Source organism: Streptomyces sp. NPDC101234, assembly GCF_044767525.1.
GTDB lineage: Bacteria > Actinomycetota > Actinomycetes > Streptomycetales > Streptomycetaceae > Streptomyces > Streptomyces sasae.
The window spans coordinates 1-19,093 of sequence record NZ_JBIWOA010000078.1 but is presented as its reverse complement, the minus strand read 5'-3'; the positions used below and the strand labels follow the sequence as shown (position 1 = coordinate 19,093).

Sequence of the window (19,093 nt, the reverse complement as noted above, 5' to 3'; positions counted from 1 at the left end):
CGGACGGAGGATCTCCCACTCAGGATCGGACAGATCCGTCGAGTAACGGGTACGCAGCCCGCACACCCCAGCCCCCGAAAGTGCACCACCACCCCGCTACCAGGCAACTTGCCCGCTGACAGGCTTGTCAGACGCTCTCTAGAGATCTTTAACGGTGCGGGTTACTTCGGGTCGTGACGGGACGGTGTCCCGCCGGATGGTGTAGGCCGTTATGGCGGATCTCCGCAGCGGGTGTGGCATGGACAGCGCCGTAGGGCTCGACATATCCGATCGACTTCCTGATCTCGATCGGGTTGGCTGGGTGGCATGCCAGAGCTGCGAACGGGTCGTCTTCTGCTGCGCCGGTGGCGGGAGTCCGACCTGGGACCGTGGGCGGCTATGAATGCCGATCCTGAAGTCCTAGAACACCTGGGAGAACTGCTGACGCGGGAGCAGAGCGATGCCGCGCTGGCACTCATGCAGGCTGAGTTTGACGAGCGAGGTTTTGGGTGGTGGGCGCTCGAAGCTCGGGAGACTGGTGAGTTCATCGGCCGTGTCGGCTTGGACGAGGTGGGCGAGGACATGCCGTTCGCGGGGGTGGATATCGGTTGGCGGTTGATGCGTTCGGCGTGGGGTCACGGTTACGCCACAGAAGCCGCCCTGGCCTGCCTGGCTTTCGGCTTCGAGGTCCTCGGGCTGCCGGAAGTGGTGGCGTCGACGACCGTCCACAACCTTCGTTCCCAGGCAGTGATGCGCCGGATCGGTATGACCCGGGATCCGGCCGACGACTTCGAGGATCCGAGCGTGCCCGAGGGGCCACTTCGCCGCTGTGTGCTGTACCGGATCCCCGGAAGAGATGCTCATGGCCTGCGCCACGCGGCGAAGCACGACCGATGACGGCCGTTGTGGGCCGCGCTATGCCGGGAGAATGAGGTATCCCGATGGCGGTGGATTGACGGCCGAGGAGCGGGCTCGGCGTGAGAGGGTTCGGCTCGCGGCCGCTGATCTGATCGACGCCGGGGCCAGTGACCGTGAGGTGGCCCGGCGGTTCAGGGTTACCAGGATGTCGGCGAACCGCTGGCGGCGGGCGTTGGCTTCAGGCGGTCGGCAGGCTCTGGCCTCCAGAGGTCCCGGCGGGGCCCGCTGCAAGCTCGATGCGGGACAACTCCGTGTGCTGGAGACGGTGTTGGGCGCCGGCGCGGCGGTCTCCGGCTGGAGTGACCAGTGCTGGACGCTGGCCCGGATTGCCGAGATCGTGCGCCGCCGGTTCGGTGTCGAGTACACCCTGGCCGGGCTGGACCTGCTGCTGCACCGCATCGGCTGGAGCGTGCAGGTGCCCTCCCGCAAGGCGACCGAGCGCGACGAGGAGAAGATCGCCGCCTGGAAGGACGAGCAGTGGCCCGTCATAAAAAGAGGGCGGCGGATTCGGGCGCCTGGCTCTGCTTCGAGGACGAAGCGGGCCAGGGCCTGAGGCCGCCCAAGGGCCGCACCTGGGGCCGCCGTGGTCACACCCCGGTGGTGCGGGTCACCGCTGCGGGCACCAAACGTGTCTCGATGGCGGCGCTGATCTGCACCAAGTCCGGCCACCGGTCCCGGCTGATCTACCGCATCCACCTCGACCGTGGTCCCGCCAAGGGCCGACGCAAGGGCTTCACCGAGACCGACTACGCCCGTCTGCTGGATGCCGCACACCAGCAGCTGGGCGGCCCGATCGTGCTGGTCTGGGACAATCTGAACACGCACGTCAGCCGGACCATGCGGGAGCTGGTCGACGCCCGATTATGGCTGACCGTCTACCAACTCCCGCGCTACACCCCCGAGTTCAATCCCATCGAGGGCGTGTGGTCGCACCTGAAGAGATCGCTGGCCAACCTCACCAAACACAGCCTTGATGAGCTCGCTGCGTTGGTGAAGACGCGGCTCAAACGGATGCAGTACCGACCCGGCCTCATCGACGGCCTTCTCGCCAAGACCCGTCTCGACTTCCAACCGCCGTAACCCCAGCCATTGAAGATCTCTAGCCACAGCGGCCAACGGTCACGTCAGCGTCGTGGCGTTCAAAACCACAGCCGGCGCCGCGAACCGCTGGAACCTCACGGTTCAGCAGCTCCACGCGTACTATGTGCTGGCAAGGGGCACTCCGGTTCTGGTTCATAACTGCAATGACGGAATCGCCCCGAATGGGGTTGCGTGCTCTTGTAATGGCTCGACGAACCCTTCTACTGCGGACCTCATACAAGCGATTGCCACGCGCGCTCAGGCCCGACTGGGCGACAGCGGAGCAGTCTCGGGTACTGCTAAGCATCTTTATGCCGACACTCTCCTCACTCGCTACCAGGGCATCTAAGGAAATCGTGGTCTGATTACCGAAAAAGGCTACTTGCTGCAGGTGCTCGTTTCGAGAGGCACGAAGGGGAGTGCCCGGCCAGATGTGTTCGATCCGGCCTCAGGTATCGTGTATGACTACAAGTTCGTCAAGAATCCCAGATTCGCGCCTGGGACGTTTAGGGCATTCTTGTCCGCCTGCCACTTCCCGATCCCTTGACCGGTCTGACCGTGGAGGTGAACCCGTGAGCAAGGTGGATGCAGCGACCGTCAAGCGGGTTACTAAGGACTGGGCGGCTCTGTACCAGGGTTTCGATGTCTGGCGGCCTTTGAGACTGCTTAGGCGTATTGGTCCTGTGCTTCAAGGGGTCACGCTCGACCGATCTGCCTCGGGTGATGCGTACTTCCCGACCGTGCACATCCATGCTCTCACCCGAGAGTTTCCAGTCATCTCCCTGACTCTTGGGCAGCGTCTCGCCGCAAGCTCAGGTGCGCAGGAGGCCGTTAAATTCTTTAGCCACGGGGAAGGCTACTCTGACACTGCTAGACGGCTGGCTGAGCAGGCGCGGTTGAGTTTGGATTTGCCGCCTACGATTGAAGACGTCGTCCGAGAGTTGCGCGCCTTTGCGGTCTCTCAGCAAGCCCAAGGTGGCCCGCCTGCGGTGAATGAAGTTGAGGATAGCGTTCTCATCCCCGCGGCAAGTGGCTCAGTTGATACCGCCATGGAGGGCATCCAGCTCGCACAGGAGCTTCTGGGGAAGTGGCCTAAGTCGCGACTTCCGATTAATTGGACCTCGGGAGATGAATGGCTTGAGGGGTTATCGGCGAAGGTTGGTAATGTTGATTCGCTCCATGCGGTTGTCGACGGCCAGATCACCTTTCATAAACTTGAAAAGGTGCGGCAGGAATAACCCTTGGTGATGAAAAAGAGGCTCCGCCGGAATGCGTCTCCGACGGGGGTTCTGGGGTTTGACGGCAGTGGTTGACGCTGAGGTTGAATGGGTGGATGACGGCGGACGTTGGCGGTGCTACATCCTCGTCATGCGGTACGCAGGCGGTATGGAGGAGGAGCACCTTGATGCAGAACAAGGTGGAGGCGTACTACCGCGAGGAGCACGCCCAAAATCGGCCAGTTCTGACTAGCGCTGAGGATGTCGACGTACTGATCGACTCGCTTCTTACGACTCCGCCCTACCACAACTTGGCCGAACTCCATTCCTTGACGCGAACGCTCCTCCCTTCCGGATTTCCTGACCACGAGCTTTTGGTGGGGGTCGATAAAGATCTCCAAGTAGGCGTCCTGGAATTCATGGATGCCGACGGCAATGCGGTAACGGTCGGATCGTTGAAAAGAGGGGATGGAATCCCTTATTTCTGCGTAGGAAATGCGACCGATTTCCCGGACGGCTCGGAAATCTCCATTGATCTTATCCGTCAGGCCGTCAAGGAGTTTTTGGCTTCCGGGGGACAACGCCCAACATGTATTGAATGGCAGGAACCAGAGTCTTGGTGAATTACCTGCGTATAAATCCATCGCGGTTTGTTGCGTCTGCTATGAGGTGACCGTGCTGATCGCGGCCATCCAAGAGTGGCTGCGATCACCACCAATTTTGAGCCAGTAACAATGGTTAATGCTCCAGCTGTAGATCGTGATCTTGCTGGCTGTGGCCGGGTACCCCGTCATCGCGCTCAGCCAGCCGTCCCGGCTACCCTCCGCCCATGGAGCAGGACCACCCCCTCGTTCGCAACGTCTTCCCAGATCTCATCACCGAGCTGACCGCCCTCCTGGAGGATGAAGGAGAACGCGAGCTGGCCGTCTGCGCGTGGGATCTGCATCTGGTTGACGAGTGCGGCTGCGGCGATGACTTTTGCCAGAGCATCCGGACGGCAGATCGTCCGCGGGGGCAGCCGTACGGCCCGGGCCATCGGTGTGTGCCTCTCTCGCCCTCGAAAGGCATGCTGATCCTGGACATCGTGGACGGCCGGATCATGTACATCGAGATACTCGGCCGGCCACCCATGCACCGCCAGAGTGCACAGCCATGACGTTCGCCCGAACGGACCACGAAGTGCGGGCTCGGTCTCGCCAACTCGGGTGCTCGGGCCTACTGATGGAGCCTGCTTCGGGTACGGGCACGGCCACCGTTGATCATCGTGAGTTGTGTGGACAAATGACGAGACGGTGGCCGCAGGTCACAGCATAAATCCCGCCCGTTGGCGGGAGGCGTTTGAGATGGCCATGGGCCGTATTGCAGGGCGGCTCGCCCGGGTCGAACCACGGCGGTGGGCCGGGCGGTTGGTGCTGGGCCTGCTGTCGGACCTGCCACGCAAGAACTGCTGGACGATCGCGGAGTGGGCCGGGGAATCTACCCCGCACGGCATGCAGCACCTGATGTGCCGGGCCTCCTGGGACGCGGATGCTGTCCGTGACGACGTGCGCGAATACGTTGTTGAGCACCTCCGGACGAGAAGGTGCTGGGCGTGGCCGGTCGGCTCGGGTCCGACGCCGGCAGACTGCTGGCTGAGTGGCTGTGCGCGGGCGGTCTGCCGCACTGGGACCGCGTGCCGGAGAACTGGGCCGACACCCACCCGGGCAAGTTCCCGTCGGACTGGGTGAGCCACATACGCCCCGAGCCGGCCCCCGGCCCCCCGCTCCTCCCGCCCGCCGCGACCTTGATCGGGCCGTACCGCAACAGCGGCCTCCACGAACCGATGGTCCCCTTCTGGCTCGCCCAGCTGCCCCACCACCGCGAAGTCGTACTGGCTCGCGACTACTTCAGGTACCGCGTGTCCATGCGCGGCTGGGCGCACGCCCTGCCGTTCGCGGCAGAGTCCGGCGGCCCGGCGGGATTCGCGCTGCACCTGGCACTGACGTTCACCCTCACGTACGACCAGCAGCGTGAACGCGACGCGGCGGTGGACGCGCTGCTCGTGCTCGCCGGGCGGGAGCAGCTGGACACCGCCCTGCTCGGACGGCAACTGGCCGAGACGCTGCGCGGCAGATGGATCGAGGCGAACCGGGTGACCGCCTCCCTGCGCACGGCCGCCGAGACGGGCGCGTACGCCACCGTGTGGTCCGTGCTCGAAGTCGCCCTGCCCCACCTACTGCGCGACCCCGTGGTCCGGGGCACCGGAGCGCTGCTCGCCCTCGGCGTCGACTGCGCCTCGCGCTGTGCGGCGAAGGGGGAGATCCCCGAGGTCACGAGGGCCGCTGCCCACACGGGATCGAGTCAAGTGGTGAAGAACGCGAGACTGCTGCGCGACGTACTGGGCTGAGCGGCTCTGACCTGCACCCGTCGTCACCTGGAACTGCGCCACCGACGGCGGGCCCGCTGCGGGGACCGCATCCGAAACGCCCGCGACACCGGCCTGGGCAACCTGCCGCTGCACGAGACCGCACAGAACCCATCCTGGCTGGAGGCCGTCTCCCTCCCGCTCGACCTCCTCGCCTGGACGCCCGCCCGTTCCGCCAGTCCTGGACGAACTGCCGGAGTAGGACTCCGTCACCCCAACGGCCCCGCATCTGGGAGCCCTTCATCGACCTGCCGATCCCACCGGAGACCGAACCACCCGACGAACCACGATCGGCTGGGCCTGGACTCCCTCGGTGGTAACGCGGGCGCTCACCAGGGTTGCGGAAAGGCCGACGCGCACTGTGCCCAATGCGTGGGGATCAGTTGGGGACCACACGGTGCTCGCGACCCTGAACAGCATCCACGGGGGCGCACGTTCTGTGCCCCGGTTCGGCATGGTATGCACAGGTGATTCCTATGGCCCTCACTCCTGGGGGCCAAGGGGTCGTAGGTTCAAATCCAGTCGTCACGGGAGACAGTCGCAGGTCAGGGCCGGTTTCGGAGGCATCCGAATCTGGCCTTTGATCATTCTTGGGGACCAGTTGGGGACCGGCGCCCTTGACCCGGGTCAGCGGGTCACGACGATCGGGCTTGGCAGCGAGCGCGGTGTGCGCAGAGCGCCGCCCCGGCGGTCGTGATCTTGTGGACATCGGGGTGCAGGTAGCGCTGGGCGGTGGTCAGGGAGCCGTGGTTGGCGATCCTGCGGAGGACGTGTACCTGGACTCCGGCGTCGGCGAACCAGGTCAGTCCGGTGTGCCGGAGGTCGTGGCGGCGCAGGTGCTCGTGGCCGGGCTCGGTGACCACGTCGTCCCAATGGATGGCGTCGCGCAGGACGGCGGTGGAGATGCGCCCGCCGCGCGGGCCGGTGAGCAGGCAAGGGTCGGGATCGGAGCCGGCGGACAGGACGCGCTGGGCAACGAGGGGACGGATCTCCCCAGCGATGGGAACCTTGCGGTCCTGCTTGCCTTGGCGCCCCCGCCGCTCAGCTGCAGTTCCTTGTTCCGGGCCCAGTCAACTGGCATCGCAACGAACTGCTCGTCCGGCACCCCACTCGACGGTGCCTGAACCACCTGCTCGGCCTGCTCGTTCGCCACGACGGTCTCCGTCATCGGACAGATCTCCTTGATGATCAGACCTGCCGTTGATCCGACACTCCCGCTCGGACAGTTCCTGGGCTGTTTGCAGCAGGGCCCTGACGGGTGTGCTCACGGCATGTCCGGCCGGCACGGCCAGCGAGAGCGTGAGGCTGGGCGCGTCGGATCCGAGCGAAACCGCCCGGATGCCGTTCTCGGGATTGATGAACGACATCGGGCCGATCGCTACTCCGAGGCCGTGTTCGACGAGGGAGGCCAGGCCTGCGGTGTCACCGATCTCGTAGGCGACCTTGCGGGTGAGTCCGGCGCGGGCGAACGCCGAGTCGGTCGCGAGCCGGTTGCCCCAGGTAGCCGGGGTATCGATGAACGGCTGGTCCACCAACTCCGCCAGCTGCACCTGGTCGCGTTCTGCCAGCGGATGGTCGGTGTGGCACAGCAACTGCAGCTTCTCCGATGCCAACACGTACATGTCGAGCCCGGCCGTGGCTTCGCGCGGGAGGATCACAAAGGCCACGTCGAGGCGCTTCTTGCGGAGGTCCTCCGCGTGGCTGACGCTGCCGCCGGCTTGTATGGAGACGGTCACGCCGGGATGCTTGGCGCGGAATTTCGAGATGAGCAGCGCCGGTTGGGCGACGACGTGCTGGGGGGTCTGTATCACGCCGAGTCGGACCTCGCCGCGCAGTCCGCCCCGCATCTGCTCGATCACGTGTTGGGCCTCCTGCGCGGCGGCGAGCGTCCGCCGGGCCTCGGGCAGGAACAGCCGGCCTGCCTGGGTCAGATGCACGTGGTGGGTCGTGCGTTCGAACAGCTCCGCTCCCAGGTGCCGTTCCAGGTTGCGTACCGCGGCCGAGACGGCCGACTGCACCAGGTTCAGCCTGGCCGCCGCGCGCGTGAAGCTGGCCTCGTCCGCGACGACGACGAACGCCCTGATCTGCCGTAGCTCCACGGTCCGCCTTTCATCGCAATGTGCGATAAGCAAAAGCAATTTTACTCGCTACCGATGCCGACCGAACTGCCTGATCATGGTGCGGGAGAAGCGCAATTGGGCCCGGCCTGACGGAAGTGGCCGTGGTCTTTCAGAGGAAGAGGCTCTTTGCATGACGCGAGTTGTTGTCGCTGCGTCGCCGATCTACGGGCACTTCACGCCGATGCGTGCGATCGCCGCCGATCTGGTGCGCCGCGGTCATCAGGTCACCGTGACCACCGGTTCGCGTTACCGCGGTGCGGTGGAAGCCGTCGGCGCTCAGTTCGCGCCGTTGCTGGGTACGGCCGACTTCGACGGTGACAACGTGCCGGCCTTGTTCCCGGAGATCCTCTCCATAGCGCCGGGGCCGGAGCAGTTGGGTTTCGGACTGCGTCACCTGTTCATCGATCCGGTGCCGGATCAGCACCGCACGGTCCAGGAACTGCTCGCGGCGGCCGAGGGCGAGCCGGTGGTGCTGTTGCACGAGACGGGTTTCCTCGGAGCATGGCCGGTGCTGCTCGGGGCGGCGGGGGCACGGCCGGCCGCGGTGGTCGGGCTCGGGGTGGTGCCGTTGACGATCAGCAGTGAGGACGCCGCGCCGTTCGGACTCGGTCTCGCCCCGGACAGTTCGCCGGAAGGCAGGGAGCGCAATCGGGCGGCGAACACGATGGTGCAGGAGGTGCTGTTCGGTTCGACGCAGGAGCACCTGGTGAAGGTGCTCGCCTCCTGCGGGGTGACGGAGCAAGTGCCGTTCGTCATGGACGGGATGTCGCGTGTTCCGGACCGGTTCCTGCAGCTGTCGATCGCACAGCTGGACTATCCGCGCGGCGACCTGCCGGACTCGATCCGCTATGTCGGCGCACTGCCTCTCGGATCGGACCGGACGTCGCAGCTTCCGACGTGGTGGGACGAGGTCGTGTCGGCGCCCCGCGTGGTCGTGGTGTCCCAGGGGACCGCGGCGAACGTCGATTTCACCGAGCTGGTCCAGCCGACGCTCGATGCGCTGGCCGACCTGGACGTGCTGGTGGTCGCGACGCTGGGGCGAGCCGCCGAGCTGGAGCGGGTGCCGGCGAACGCCCGGGTGGCCGAGTTCATCCCCTTCGGCGATCTGCTGCCGTACGCCGACGTCCTGGTGAGCAACGGCGGATTCGGCGGGGTGCAGCAGGCACTCGGCCACGGTGTGCCGATGGTGCTGGCCGGCCAGACGGAGGACAAGACCGAGGTGACGGCGCGTGCCACGTGGGCGGGTGCGGCGATCAATCTGGTCACGCAGCGCCCGAAGGCGCGGGACGTGCGCGCGGCGGTCGAGCGGGTGCTGACCGAGGCGGCCTATCGAGAGCGCGCCGCGGAGTTGGCGGCGGAATACGCCCGGCATGATGCGCTGACCGCGATCCACGAAACCGTGACCGAACTCGGCCGCTAGACATACGGATCCGACGTGCACGGCGGGCCCGCTGTGCACGTCGGCGCGAGCCGTGCCACGGTGCCCGGCCCACCGTGCGGCCCTTGTCCATTCAGTTGGAGAAGGCATTCCGTGAATACTGTCCTCTCGTGCCGCGGCGCGGCTCAGGGCGTCGTTCGGCGATCCGGACCCGACTTCCTCTGCGGGCGCGGGCACGGACTGTCAATCCCGTCCTACCGTGGAGTCCTTCTGTCATGACGACTGTCCCGACCGAGCGTGAACCGTCCGAGGAAGCGGAGATCCGGACGGCCGCGGCCGAGCGGCTCACGTTCTTCGGCGACGCGGTGATCGCTATCGCGCTGACCCTGCTGGCACTCGAACTGCCGGTTCCGGAGGGCTCGACGAACAGTGCGCTGCTGCGGTCGGCGGCGGACCACCGCGCCGGCTACATGGCGTTCCTGATCAGTTTCGTGGTGATCGCCGCGCACTGGAGGGCCCACCACCGGGTGTTCCGACATGTCGCGGCCGTGAGCGGCCGGTTGACCAACCTGACCGTGTACTGGCTGCTCCTGCTGGTGGTCACCCCGTTCGCGACCGACGTGATCGGCGGCGACGGTGCGTTCCAGGTCCGGTTCGACTTCTACGCCGTGGTGCAGTTCTCCGCCTGCGCGCTGTTCCTGCTGATGGTCCGGGAGATCCGTCGTGCCGACCTGAGCCGGTCGGGCACCACGACGGAGGTGTTCTCCCGGGCGACCAGGGGAGTCGGCGCAGCCGCAGTGGCCTTCCTGGTATCCGTCCCGGTCTCGTTCCTCACCGCGTACGCGTACCTGTGCTGGATCCTGATACCCGTGCTCGGGCCTGTGGCCCTCACCCGCCTGCGACGCCACGGGCGAAGCTGAGGGTACGGGCCGCACGCGCCTCCGCCCCCGGCCGATGGCGGTCGGGGGCGGAGGCGTCGACTGCCTCAGGCATCCGTTCGAGGATGGGGCGGGGCGTCCGGTCCGGCAGGGCCGTCGGCGCGCTCGCTGTCCCGCAGCGCGGCCCGGGTGAGGGTTGTCGCGGTATGCACGAGGCTGGTGATGGCCTGCTCCGGGTCCAGTCCGTTCAGGTCGGTCAGGCTGAAGAGGGCCTCGGCGCTGATGACGACCGAGAGGTCACGCCTGAGCTGGTCCAGTGCGGCGGGCTTCAGGGTGCCGCTGTCGGCGGCCGGCGCCAGCGCGTGGTCGATCAGTCCGAAGCGCAGTCCCGGGCGGGCGGAGGCTTCCGCCGGCCGCACGACGGTGGCCGCGATCATGGCGCGCACCACGCCCTGGCGGCTCAGTATGTGGCGCAGCAGGGACCTGGTCGCGGCGGCCACCCGCTCCACCGGGTCGGTGGAGTCGGTGACGGGCCGCAGTGCCTCGGCGGCGGTGGGCAGCTGCCCGGTGATGGCCTCGCGCAACAGGCTGAGCAGGTCGGGGAAGTAGCGGTAGGCGGTGGCCTCGGAGACCAGGGCCGCCTTGGCCACCTCGGGCATGGTCACCTCGCGGCCGGTGCGGCTGAGCTCGGCCGCAGCCTGCACGATCGCGGTGCGGGTGCGCAGTTTCTGGTTGGCACGCCCTGTCGTGCTCGGTGTTCCCACCGGTCCACCTCTCGTCGTCCGCGGCTCGGGCGGGTTGAACCCTGATGAGAGAAGGCTTGCATCCTATGAAGCGAGCGCTCTACCTTCACGAGAGAATACTCTCACGAAGGGGGGACGGTTCCGTGAACAAGGTCTCTGTCGTCGGGTCGGCGGGTGGCGAGGTCATCGACCTGGGTCCGGCCCGCATCCGCATCCTGGAGGACGGCGGGACGACCGCGCACCGCCTGGGGGTCGCCGAGATCACCCTCGCCCCGCGCGCGGAGGGCCCGCCGCAGCATCGGCATGCCGGCCATGACGAGGGCTTCTACGTCCTGTCGGGCGCCGCTGTGTTCACCGTCGGGGACACCGTTCACGAGGCCCCGGCCGGCACGTTGGTGATGGTGCCGCCCGGCGCCCCGCACACCTTCGCCAATCCGGGCGACGAGCCACTGGTCATGCTCAACACCTTCACGCCGGATCGCTACGTGCAGTACTTCCGGGACCTGCGGGACGTGATCGCCGGTGGTGGGGAGGCGGACGCGCGGACCGTCGCGGAGGTGATGGGCCGTTATGCCACGACCCCGGCCGACGACTTCGCCTGAGTCCCCGCGGGTTCGCCGTGCCGTCGTCGGAGCCCGGAGGCGTCTCCTTGATGAGCGTCAACTCTCTTCGTGAGAGTCAACTTGCATAAAGTGACGGGCTCATCTAGCTTCATGCGAGTCAGCTCTCATGAATGGGGACCACTGCTGTGAACGCTCCGACCGCTGCCTCCACCACACGCACCGTCGACCTCGCCGACGGCCTGTCCGTCACCATCGACGAGTACGGCACCGACACCGAGGGAACCGGTGTCCTGCTCCTGCACGGCGGCGCCGGCCCCCGCACGATGACCGGCCTGTCCACTGCCCTCTCGGAGCACGTCTACGCCGTCACCCCGACCCACCCCGGCTTCGACGGCACGCCGCGTCCCGAGTGGTGCGACTCCGTCGCGGACCTGGCGGTGGCCTACCTCGACCTGCTGGACAGCCTGGACCTGACCGGTGTGATGGTGATCGGCAACTCGCTCGGCGGCTGGATCGCCGCCGAGATGGCCCTGCGTGACACCAAGGGCCGTATCGGCGCCCTCACCCTCCTCAACGCCGTCGGCATCCACGCCAACATGCCGGCCAACCAGGTCATCGACCCCCGCACCCTGCCGCCCCAGGCGGTCACCAAGCTCTCCTTCGCCAACGCCGCCTTCCGCCCCGACTTCTCCACCTTCACCGAACAGCAGCGCGCCGCCGCGGCGGCCAACCAGCAGACCCTCGCCGTCTACGGCGGCCCCGGCTTCACCTACGACCCCAAACTCCGCGGCAGGCTGCGCCGCATCACCCTGCCGGTCCTGGTCGCGTGGGGCGAGGAGGACGGCATCGCCAACCCCGTCTACGGCCGCGGCTACGCCGACTCCTTCCCCAACAGCCGCTTCGTGCCCATCCCCGACGCCGCCCACTTCCCGCAGATCGAACAGCTCAAGGCGACCCTCGCGGCCATCGGCGACTTCGTCGACACCGTCGTCAAGCCGGGCCCGGCCGACTGACCCCAGGACCTCGCCCCGCCCCACGCCGCCGCCGGCGGACAGGACCGCCGACGCCGGGCGGGCTCGTCGCCACCGCAGGCCCACCCTTCTGACGTCGCTGAACCCTTCGCATGCCGATCACACAGAACGGGACTCCGCCGTGAGCATGGCCTACCTCGCCCAGCCCGACCAGCAGCAGAAACTCGAATGGCTCGACGGCGGCCAGTTCGCCGTACTCCTGGACAGCGCGGCCACCGAGGGGCAACTGACCGTCGGACGGTTCAGCGTCGCCAAGGGCGAGGCGCCGCCGTACCACCTGCACACCCGCGAGGACGAGATCTTCATGCTCATCAAGGGCACAGCCCTGCTTTGGTCCGATGACCAGGAGATGGAGCTGACGGAAGGCGGCATCGTCTACCTCCCCAGGAACGTCCCCCACGGCTACCGGATCACCTCCGACACCGCCGACCTGCTGATGATCTGCACCCCGGGCGGCATCGAGGGCATGTTCCGGCACGCCGGACGCGACCTGTCGACCCCCCGGCCCGAAGGATTCGAGATATCCAAGGACCGGATGGCCGAGGCCGCCGACCTGTACGGCCAGATCATCCTCGGCCCGCCCCGCTGAACACCAGCACAACTACCCCCCGGGGATCTGCACCCCCTCGTACGAGAGGCACCACTATGTCCGGGCAACAACGCCGCGACCTTGATGACATGCTCCGGCACGGCCCCCTCGACGTCGGCGGCGACGTCACCCAAGCACGCGCCCTGTTCCACGCGATGATGACCGCGATACCGCTGCCGCCCGATGTCACCACGACCGCCGGGCAACTAGGCGGCGTGCCGGTCGTCACCGTCGACGCCCCCGGCAGCGATCCGGACCGTGTCCTGCTGTACTTCCACGGGGGTGCATACGCCATCGGCTCCGCGGCCGACGCGGCGGGCCTGGCAGCCGACGTGTCCCGGCGCTGCGGCGCCCGCGCTGTCTGCATCGACTACCGCCTGGCACCCGAGCACCCGTTCCCCGCGGCCGTCGACGACGCCGTGGCCGCCTACCGGGGGCTGCTCGACCAGGGCGTGCCCGCCGAACGGATCGCGTTCGTCGGCGAGTCCGCGGGCGGCGGCCTGACTGTCGCGACGATGGTCGCCGCCAGGGACGCGGGCCTGCCCCGGCCCGCGTCGGCCGCGGTGTTCTCGCCCTGGGCGGACCTCACGGTGTCCGGCGCCAGCGCGACCCGTAAAGCCCACCTGGACCCCGCCCTCACCCCCGAGGCCCTGCGCACCCGAGCCCGGGACTACCTCGGGCCGACCACCGGCACCGAACCACTGGCCAGCCCGATCTTCGCCGACCTCACGGAGCTGCCCCCGCTGCTCATCCAGGTGGGCTCACACGAGATCCTGCTCGACGACGCCCTGCGACTGGCCGCCCGCGCCGCCGACCACGACGTCCCCATCGAACTCCAGGTCTGGCCCCAGGTCCCGCACGTCTTCCAGGCGTTCGCTGCTCTGCTCGACGAAGCCGACGAGGCGCTGAACTCCGCCGCCGCCTTCACCCGTGCCCGCTGGAACCCCATCAAGCAGTGACAGGACAGAGGTTCGTGAGGTCGCCGGTAACTCAGTGACATCGCCGCACCGTTCTGACCTTAGTGGTGTAGTCGCCGGAGCTCTCGACGAGTGCCATACGGTCGATCGCGAATGATCGGCTATCGAGTGCGGGTCGGCAATGGTTGCTGCGCCCGCCCGACTGCGGCAGACCGTGCATCGTGGTGAAGACGTAGTCCGGGATTTGCCATATCCGAGGAACCGAAACGGACGTCCGCCGAGATGACAGCAGTGCGACGGGGCATCGCGACAGTCAAGGTCCAAGTCGGTGAGGAGCACGACGAAGCTGGGCCAGTACGACATCGAACCGACATCGGGCGTCGCCCTCACCACCGCCGTCAGCGGTCAGAACCTCGCAGGCAGGAGCTGGGGCCCGGGCGAACAGATGACCTTCCCCGCAATCCACAGCCATCGCGACGGCTGCAACACCTTGCGCCCAGGTGACGCCTTCTGCCCTGCCAAGGTCAAAAGACGGTGCGCCAGCCGCCCAACACGTCCTGCTTCGTAATCCTGCCCATGGAGAACACCTGGACACCGGCCCATCAGGCGGTGGAGAGCGAGGACGCACAGACCTGGCCCACCCGCTGGCCAAGGGAGTCGACCCCGATGAGGTATGCGACAACATGACGCTCCTGACACACGCCATCGACATGGAAGGCGATGGCGCCCTGCAAAGCGGCAGCCCGCTGACCGTGCATACCACCGCAGTGCTCCTGGCCTTCGGTGCCGACCCGCAACTCCCGGCCCCGGACGGGCGAACACCCATGGACCTTGCCCTTCACTACGGCCATGACCTGGCAGTCAAGCTGTTGCAGCGGCATATCAGCGAGTGAGGCAACGCAGGCGAGCCGGGGGTCAGCGGGTGGCGATGACTCCACCGTCGACGGGGATGACGGCTCCGGTGATGTAGCTGCTGGCGGGGCTCATGAGGAACACGGCGATGCCGGCCATGTCCTCGGGGCGGCCGATGCGCCGCAGGGGGATCTGCTCGGCGATGGCGTCGGCGCCGAAGCTGAGGATGCCGGCGGTCATCTTCGACTCGAACAGTCCGGGGGCGATGGCGTTGACGAGGACATCGGGAGCGAGGGTTCCCGCGAGCTGCTGGGTGAGGATGTGGACGGCGGCCTTGCTGGCGCTGTAAGAGAAGTTGTTGAAGCCGGGTGCAGGGGCACGCAGGCCGTCGACGCTGCCGGTGTTGATCACCCGGGCGGGGTCGTCCGGCGTTGACGCCGCCTTCAGCAGTGGCAGCAGGGCCTGGGTGAGGGCGAAGACGCCCTTGACGTTGACGGACAGGACCTTGTCCCAGGCCGAGTCGGGGAACTCTTCCAGCGGGGCGCCCCAGTTCGCGCCGGCGTTGTTGAACAGTGCGTGCACGCGGGTCTCGCGTTCACCGACGTACGAGGCCAGGGTTTCGACACCGTGGGCGGTGCCGAGGTCGGCGGGCACCGCGTGGATCTCTCCGAGCGGGCTCAGTTCCTCGACGGCTGACGTGAGGTCGGCCTCCTTGCGGCTGGAGATGTAGACCTTGGCGCCTGCTTCGAGGAGTCCTCTGGTGATCATCTTGCCGATGCCTCGGCCGCCTCCGGTGACGACGGCGACCTTGCCCGCCAAGGGGGGAGTGTGCGTGCTCATGTGATGCTCCGGGTGGAGGTAGGGGTCCGACGCGGTCGGGCAAGGGGATGGTGTCCCTGCCCGACGTGGCGTTGAGCCGTGTACGGGGCGCACTGCGTACGGGGCAGTGCGGATGGTGCTTACTGGATGCGGCGGCCGGAGATGGCGCGGCTGATGGCGAGGCGCTGGATCTCGCTGGTGCCTTCGTAGATGGTGAAGATCTTGGCGTCGCGGGCCCAGCGTTCGACGGGGTAGTCGCGGGTGTAGCCGTTGCCGCCGAGGATCTGGATCGCGCGCTCGGTGGTGCGGACGGCGACCTCGCTGGCCTTGAGCTTGGCCATGCTGCCCTCGGCCCGGGTGAAGGGCTTGCCGCGCATGAACATATGGCTGGCGCGCCAGACCAAGAGGCGGGCGGCGTCGATCTCGGTGGCCATGTCGGCGAGGGTGAAGGCGATGGCCTGGTTGTCGATGATCGGGCGGCCGAACTGCTCACGGATGCCTGCGTATTCGAGGGCGTACTCGTAGGCGGCGCGGGCGACGCCGACGGCCATCGCGCCGATGGCGGGCCGGGTCATCTCGAAGGTGGCCATGGCCGCCGGGACGCGCACGCGGGTGCCTTCGCGGGCGATGGCGAGGCGCTGGTCGAGGGCTTCCTTGCCGCCCAGGACCAGGTCGGCGGGGATGCGGACGTCGTCGAGGACGACCTCGGCGGTGTGGGAGGCACGCAGGCCGTGCTTGTGGAACTTCTGCCCCTGGCTCAGGCCCCGGGTGCCGGGAGGAATGAGGAACAGTGCGTGGCCGCGGGCGCCGAGGTCGGGGTCGGTGACCGCGTTGACGACGTGGACGCGGGCGATGCCGCCGTTGGTGGCCCAGGTCTTGGTGCCGTTGAGCACCCATTCGCCGGCGGCCTCGTCGTAGCGGGCGTGGGTGCGGATGGCGGCGGCATCGCTGCCCGCGTTCGGCTCACTGGCACACAGAGCCGCGACGGCCAGATCGCCGGGGGTGCCGAAGAACTCGGGCAGCCAGGTGTCGATCTGCTCCTTGGTGGCGGATCCGAACAGAGCGGCCACCGGCAGGAAGGTGCCGAGCAACGCCTGGCCCATGCCGCCGTCGCCCCAGAAGATCTCCTCGCAGACCACCGGCTGCAGGAGCCCCGAGGAGTCGGCGAGCAGCTGGAGCGCGAACTCAGGGGTGTACAGGCCGATTTTCGCAGCTTCCTCGATCACGGCCCAGGGCATCTCCTCGCGCTCGTCGTACTCGGCGGCGACCGGCCGCACGTACTTCTCCGCGAAGCCGTGGGCCCACTCACGGGCCTCGGCGATGTCGGGCGGCAGATCGAACAGGTTGGCGGTGGTCACAGCAAGTCTCCTGAGGACGGTGGTGCGGGCTGGTCAGCGGCCGGTGAAGGCGGCGTCGCGGCGCTCGATGAAGGACTGGATGCCTTCGGCGCCGTCAGCGGTGGCGAAGAGGCGGGCGATGTCGGGACGGAGCCGCTCGATCGCGGCCCTCTCACCGGATTCGTGTGCCAGGTGGGCGGAGTCGAAGACGGTCCTGACTCCCAGCGGAGCCGACTTCTCGGCGATGACCCGGGCGATCTGGATGGCGCGCTCGAGCGCGGCCGGTCCGTCATCGGCGAGTTCCTGCACCAGGCCGATGCGGTGGGCCTCGGCGGCGTCGAACTCCTCGCCGGTGAGGATCCAGCGCATGGCGTTGCCCCAGCCGGCCTGCTGCGGGAAGCGGAAGGTGGCGCCGCCGAAGGGGTAGATGCCGCGGCGGATCTCGTACTGGGCGAAGCGCGCGTCCCGGGCCGTCACGCGGATGTCCGCGGCGAGCAGCAACTCGATCCCGAGGGTCATGACCCAGCCCTGCGCGGCGGCGACGACCGGCTTGGTCCAGGGCCCGTCCAGGCGCCAGGGGTCACGGCTGCCCTCGGGCACGTCGAACTTCCCCGAGGCCAGTTCCGCGCCGACGTCGAGCATGTCCAGGCCGCCGGTGAAGTGGTCGCCATGGGCGAACAGCACTCCGCACCACAGATCGTCGTCGGACTCCAGCAGGCCGTAGGCGGCCGCCAGCTCGGCGAGCATGCGCCGGGTGAACGCGTTGCGTTTGGCCGGGCGGTTCAGGCCCATCAGCAGGACGTGTCCGTCCCGTTCGACGGTGACCTCGGCAGCGTCCGCAGGCGTGGAACCCATCTGCCCTCCTCCTCAGTTGCATGATGAGACCTACCGGACAGTAGCCTTCCGAGGGGACCGGCACAAGTTCATCTCATGATGAGACTGATAAGGTGAAGAGCATGAGACGGACCTCGTTCGACAGCTGGCCCTGCTCCATCGCCCGCACCGTGGACATCCTGGGCGACGGCTGGACGCTGCTCGTGCTGCGCGAGGTCTTCTACGGCGAGTCCCGTTTCGACGGCTTCATCGACTCACTCGGCATCGCCCGCAACACCCTCACCGACCGACTGCGACGCCTGGAAGGGATGGGACTCCTCCAGCGGCGCGCCTACCAGACCGAGCCCGTCCGCCACGAATACCTGCTGACGGACAAGGGGCGCGACTTCTTCGGTGTGCTGGCCGCGATCAACGCCTGGGGCGACCGCTGGCAGACCGGCGACGAGGGCGTTCCGGTGATCATGCACCATGCCGCCTGCGGCCACGACACCCAGGCACAGGTGGTCTGCTCCTCCTGCGGCGAGCCACTGCGCCACGAGGACATGTCCGTGCACACCGGGCCCGGCTACCCCGACCGGCTGCTCGACAACCCCGCGGTGCGCGCGCGCTTCAACGCCGACACGAACGCCTCCTGACGAGAACAGGGGGCTCCGGGGCGAGTGAATCCCGTACGCCCGTGCCTGATGTGTTCGACGCGGTATTTGACGCTGTGGACACGCTGGCAGCCCCGGCCGAAGTGGACTGCGGCAACGCACGAGCCGGCCGCGAAGGCGTGACCAGCACCGTCTGCCAGTGTGATCGTCGGTGCGGTTCTCCAGGGTTCTGGGACCAGGGACCAGAGACAAGAGAAGATGGTCATTGAGGTGTCTGCGCGCCGTATGATCCAACTCATTGCCGAGGGCGTCGTGTCGTGGGACTTCGAGGGAACGTTGGCGTTCCGGGACGGCATGTGGCGTGGCTGTCTGGTGGAGGCCCGGACCGCGATCACTCCTGGCCACCGGGTGACCGTCGACGATGTGGCGCGCGGGCTCCACGATGGCTTCCCTCGGCATCGCCCGGAGATGGAGCACCTAACCCTGAGCGGCCCTGGCGCGTGGTGGAGTGCGCTGCGGCCGCTCTTCACGAACGCATATGTTCGTGAGGGTGTCGATGCATATTTGTCGACCTGAGCCGGGACACGGTGCGCAGTAACGGTGCATCCCCGGACTTCCCGAAGCGATCGGGGGAGCGCGGGTCTGGCGTCGTCCCGTACCGCTTTGGACCACCGGCTGGTTGCATCCCCCAGACAGCGCGCACTCGCCAACCGGCATCATGCCGTGGTGGCCGGGGGTTTGAGTGAGTGTCAGGTCCATCATGCCTGCTCGGACGTGGTTTGCGGTAGGACGGAGCGCACGTTCGTTGTGGCTTGTCCCAGGTGGTGGCCTGCCCGCAGAC

General features: G+C 67.5%; 21 protein-coding genes and 4 pseudogenes. 19 read left to right on the top strand and 6 right to left on the bottom strand.

The window, feature by feature from the left end; genetic code table 11:
- Window positions 1–306: 306 nt before the first annotated feature.
- The 10 genes and pseudogenes from ACIRR9_RS54905 to ACIRR9_RS54860 all read left to right on the top strand — a co-directional run.
- Window positions 307–876: a GNAT family N-acetyltransferase gene (locus ACIRR9_RS54905; protein WP_403769292.1), complete on the top strand. Its 570-nt coding sequence runs from the start codon at window positions 307–309 to the stop codon at window positions 874–876.
- Window positions 836–1,084 (top strand): annotated as a pseudogene (locus ACIRR9_RS54900) (helix-turn-helix domain-containing protein); the annotation flags it as partial. The gene ACIRR9_RS54905 and the pseudogene ACIRR9_RS54900, both read left to right, overlap by 41 nt.
- A 66-nt stretch (window positions 1,085–1,150) precedes the next feature.
- Window positions 1,151–1,450, top strand: a complete 300-nt coding sequence (locus ACIRR9_RS54895) for a winged helix-turn-helix domain-containing protein (RefSeq protein ID WP_403769301.1) — start codon at window positions 1,151–1,153, stop codon at window positions 1,448–1,450.
- The gene (locus ACIRR9_RS54890; RefSeq protein WP_403769289.1) at window positions 1,375–1,977 is read left to right on the top strand and encodes a transposase; all 603 of its coding nucleotides are present in this window, start codon (window positions 1,375–1,377) and stop codon (window positions 1,975–1,977) included. Before ACIRR9_RS54895 ends, ACIRR9_RS54890 begins: the two co-directional genes overlap by 76 nt.
- A 572-nt stretch (window positions 1,978–2,549) precedes the next feature.
- Window positions 2,550–3,215 carry a hypothetical protein gene (locus tag ACIRR9_RS54885; RefSeq protein WP_403769286.1) on the top strand — a complete coding sequence of 222 codons (666 nt, stop codon included), beginning with the start codon at window positions 2,550–2,552 and terminating at the stop codon, window positions 3,213–3,215.
- 167 nt (window positions 3,216–3,382) lie between these two features.
- A complete protein-coding gene (locus ACIRR9_RS54880) occupies window positions 3,383–3,817 on the top strand; it encodes an Imm1 family immunity protein (protein ID WP_403769283.1) in 435 nt (144 codons plus the stop codon).
- Window positions 3,818–4,023: 206 nt separating this feature from the next.
- On the top strand, window positions 4,024–4,350 hold the full coding sequence (locus tag ACIRR9_RS54875) for a hypothetical protein (RefSeq protein ID WP_403769281.1): 327 nt from the start codon (window positions 4,024–4,026) through the stop codon (window positions 4,348–4,350).
- 193 nt (window positions 4,351–4,543) lie between these two features.
- Window positions 4,544–4,765, top strand: a pseudogene (locus ACIRR9_RS54870) (transposase); the annotation flags it as partial.
- 20 nt (window positions 4,766–4,785) lie between these two features.
- Complete coding sequence (locus tag ACIRR9_RS54865) at window positions 4,786–5,580, top strand: hypothetical protein (protein ID WP_403769304.1); 795 nt, start codon at window positions 4,786–4,788, stop codon at window positions 5,578–5,580.
- A 27-nt stretch (window positions 5,581–5,607) separates the two neighbouring features.
- Window positions 5,608–5,763, top strand: a pseudogene (locus ACIRR9_RS54860) (IS1380 family transposase); the annotation flags it as partial.
- Between the two features lie 470 nt (window positions 5,764–6,233).
- Here the strand turns inward: ACIRR9_RS54860 and ACIRR9_RS54855 are convergent.
- On the bottom strand, window positions 6,234–6,587 hold the full coding sequence (locus ACIRR9_RS54855) for a tyrosine-type recombinase/integrase (protein ID WP_403769298.1): 354 nt from the start codon (window positions 6,585–6,587) through the stop codon (window positions 6,234–6,236).
- Window positions 6,588–6,668: 81 nt separating this feature from the next.
- Window positions 6,669–7,697 carry a LysR family transcriptional regulator gene (locus ACIRR9_RS54850; protein ID WP_403769278.1) on the bottom strand — a complete coding sequence of 343 codons (1,029 nt, stop codon included), beginning with the start codon at window positions 7,695–7,697 and terminating at the stop codon, window positions 6,669–6,671.
- Between the two features lie 76 nt (window positions 7,698–7,773).
- Between ACIRR9_RS54850 and ACIRR9_RS54845 the strand changes: the two genes are divergently transcribed.
- Window positions 7,774–9,138, top strand: a complete 1,365-nt coding sequence (locus ACIRR9_RS54845) for a glycosyltransferase (RefSeq protein WP_403769276.1) — start codon at window positions 7,774–7,776, stop codon at window positions 9,136–9,138.
- A 233-nt stretch (window positions 9,139–9,371) separates the two neighbouring features.
- Complete coding sequence (locus tag ACIRR9_RS54840) at window positions 9,372–10,016, top strand: TMEM175 family protein (protein WP_403769273.1); 645 nt, start codon at window positions 9,372–9,374, stop codon at window positions 10,014–10,016.
- A gap of 65 nt (window positions 10,017–10,081) precedes the next feature.
- Here the strand turns inward: ACIRR9_RS54840 and ACIRR9_RS54835 are convergent, their stop codons facing one another.
- Window positions 10,082–10,738, bottom strand: a complete 657-nt coding sequence (locus tag ACIRR9_RS54835; RefSeq protein WP_403769270.1) for a TetR/AcrR family transcriptional regulator — start codon at window positions 10,736–10,738, stop codon at window positions 10,082–10,084.
- A 122-nt stretch (window positions 10,739–10,860) separates the two neighbouring features.
- Here ACIRR9_RS54835 and ACIRR9_RS54830 point away from each other — a divergent pair, with 122 nt between their 5' ends.
- The 5 genes and pseudogenes from ACIRR9_RS54830 (at window position 10,861) to ACIRR9_RS54810 (ending at window position 14,710) form a co-directional block, all read left to right on the top strand.
- Window positions 10,861–11,319, top strand: a complete 459-nt coding sequence (locus ACIRR9_RS54830; RefSeq protein WP_403769268.1) for a cupin domain-containing protein — start codon at window positions 10,861–10,863, stop codon at window positions 11,317–11,319.
- 146 nt (window positions 11,320–11,465) lie between these two features.
- Window positions 11,466–12,293, top strand: coding sequence for an alpha/beta fold hydrolase (locus ACIRR9_RS54825; protein WP_403769265.1), 828 nt, complete (start codon window positions 11,466–11,468; stop codon window positions 12,291–12,293).
- Between the two features lie 145 nt (window positions 12,294–12,438).
- Window positions 12,439–12,900 carry a cupin domain-containing protein gene (locus ACIRR9_RS54820; protein ID WP_403769295.1) on the top strand — a complete coding sequence of 154 codons (462 nt, stop codon included), beginning with the start codon at window positions 12,439–12,441 and terminating at the stop codon, window positions 12,898–12,900.
- Window positions 12,901–12,989: 89 nt separating this feature from the next.
- Window positions 12,990–13,859 carry an alpha/beta hydrolase fold domain-containing protein gene (locus tag ACIRR9_RS54815; RefSeq protein ID WP_403769262.1) on the top strand — a complete coding sequence of 290 codons (870 nt, stop codon included), beginning with the start codon at window positions 12,990–12,992 and terminating at the stop codon, window positions 13,857–13,859.
- A gap of 534 nt (window positions 13,860–14,393) precedes the next feature.
- A pseudogene (locus ACIRR9_RS54810) lies at window positions 14,394–14,710 on the top strand (ankyrin repeat domain-containing protein).
- A 22-nt stretch (window positions 14,711–14,732) separates the two neighbouring features.
- On the opposite strand, the gene ACIRR9_RS54805 reads toward ACIRR9_RS54810, so the two are convergent.
- From ACIRR9_RS54805 to ACIRR9_RS54795, 3 genes are all read right to left on the bottom strand, one after another.
- Window positions 14,733–15,509 (bottom strand): SDR family oxidoreductase, encoded by a 777-nt coding sequence (locus ACIRR9_RS54805; RefSeq protein ID WP_403769259.1) that lies wholly within the window; start codon window positions 15,507–15,509, stop codon window positions 14,733–14,735.
- 119 nt (window positions 15,510–15,628) lie between these two features.
- On the bottom strand, window positions 15,629–16,846 hold the full coding sequence (locus ACIRR9_RS54800) for an acyl-CoA dehydrogenase family protein (protein ID WP_403769256.1): 1,218 nt from the start codon (window positions 16,844–16,846) through the stop codon (window positions 15,629–15,631).
- Window positions 16,847–16,879: 33 nt separating this feature from the next.
- A complete protein-coding gene (locus ACIRR9_RS54795; protein WP_403769254.1) occupies window positions 16,880–17,680 on the bottom strand; it encodes a crotonase/enoyl-CoA hydratase family protein in 801 nt (266 codons plus the stop codon).
- A gap of 101 nt (window positions 17,681–17,781) precedes the next feature.
- Between ACIRR9_RS54795 and ACIRR9_RS54790 the strand changes: the two genes are divergently transcribed.
- Both ACIRR9_RS54790 and ACIRR9_RS54785 read left to right on the top strand, forming a co-directional pair.
- Window positions 17,782–18,294 (top strand): winged helix-turn-helix transcriptional regulator, encoded by a 513-nt coding sequence (locus ACIRR9_RS54790; RefSeq protein ID WP_403769251.1) that lies wholly within the window; start codon window positions 17,782–17,784, stop codon window positions 18,292–18,294.
- Between the two features lie 243 nt (window positions 18,295–18,537).
- Window positions 18,538–18,828 (top strand): hypothetical protein, encoded by a 291-nt coding sequence (locus ACIRR9_RS54785; RefSeq protein ID WP_403769248.1) that lies wholly within the window; start codon window positions 18,538–18,540, stop codon window positions 18,826–18,828.
- The last annotated feature ends 265 nt before the right edge of the window (window positions 18,829–19,093 follow it).

Excerpts from the sequence above, each read along its gene's own strand:
- ACIRR9_RS54790 (WP_403769251.1), top strand. The coding sequence starts at position 17,782 with ATGAGACGGACCTCGTTCGACAGCTGGCCCTGCTCCATCGCCCGCACC.
- ACIRR9_RS54805 (WP_403769259.1), bottom strand. The coding sequence starts at position 15,509 with ATGAGCACGCACACTCCCCCCTTGGCGGGCAAGGTCGCCGTCGTCACC.
- ACIRR9_RS54905 (WP_403769292.1), top strand. The coding sequence starts at position 307 with ATGCCAGAGCTGCGAACGGGTCGTCTTCTGCTGCGCCGGTGGCGGGAG.
- ACIRR9_RS54880 (WP_403769283.1), top strand. The coding sequence starts at position 3,383 with ATGCAGAACAAGGTGGAGGCGTACTACCGCGAGGAGCACGCCCAAAAT.
- ACIRR9_RS54785 (WP_403769248.1), top strand. The coding sequence starts at position 18,538 with ATGATCCAACTCATTGCCGAGGGCGTCGTGTCGTGGGACTTCGAGGGA.
- ACIRR9_RS54840 (WP_403769273.1), top strand. The coding sequence starts at position 9,372 with ATGACGACTGTCCCGACCGAGCGTGAACCGTCCGAGGAAGCGGAGATC.
- ACIRR9_RS54875 (WP_403769281.1), top strand. The coding sequence starts at position 4,024 with ATGGAGCAGGACCACCCCCTCGTTCGCAACGTCTTCCCAGATCTCATC.
- ACIRR9_RS54815 (WP_403769262.1), top strand. The coding sequence starts at position 12,990 with ATGCTCCGGCACGGCCCCCTCGACGTCGGCGGCGACGTCACCCAAGCA.
- ACIRR9_RS54795 (WP_403769254.1), bottom strand. The coding sequence starts at position 17,680 with ATGGGTTCCACGCCTGCGGACGCTGCCGAGGTCACCGTCGAACGGGAC.
- ACIRR9_RS54820 (WP_403769295.1), top strand. The coding sequence starts at position 12,439 with ATGGCCTACCTCGCCCAGCCCGACCAGCAGCAGAAACTCGAATGGCTC.
- ACIRR9_RS54845 (WP_403769276.1), top strand. The coding sequence starts at position 7,774 with ATGGTGCGGGAGAAGCGCAATTGGGCCCGGCCTGACGGAAGTGGCCGT.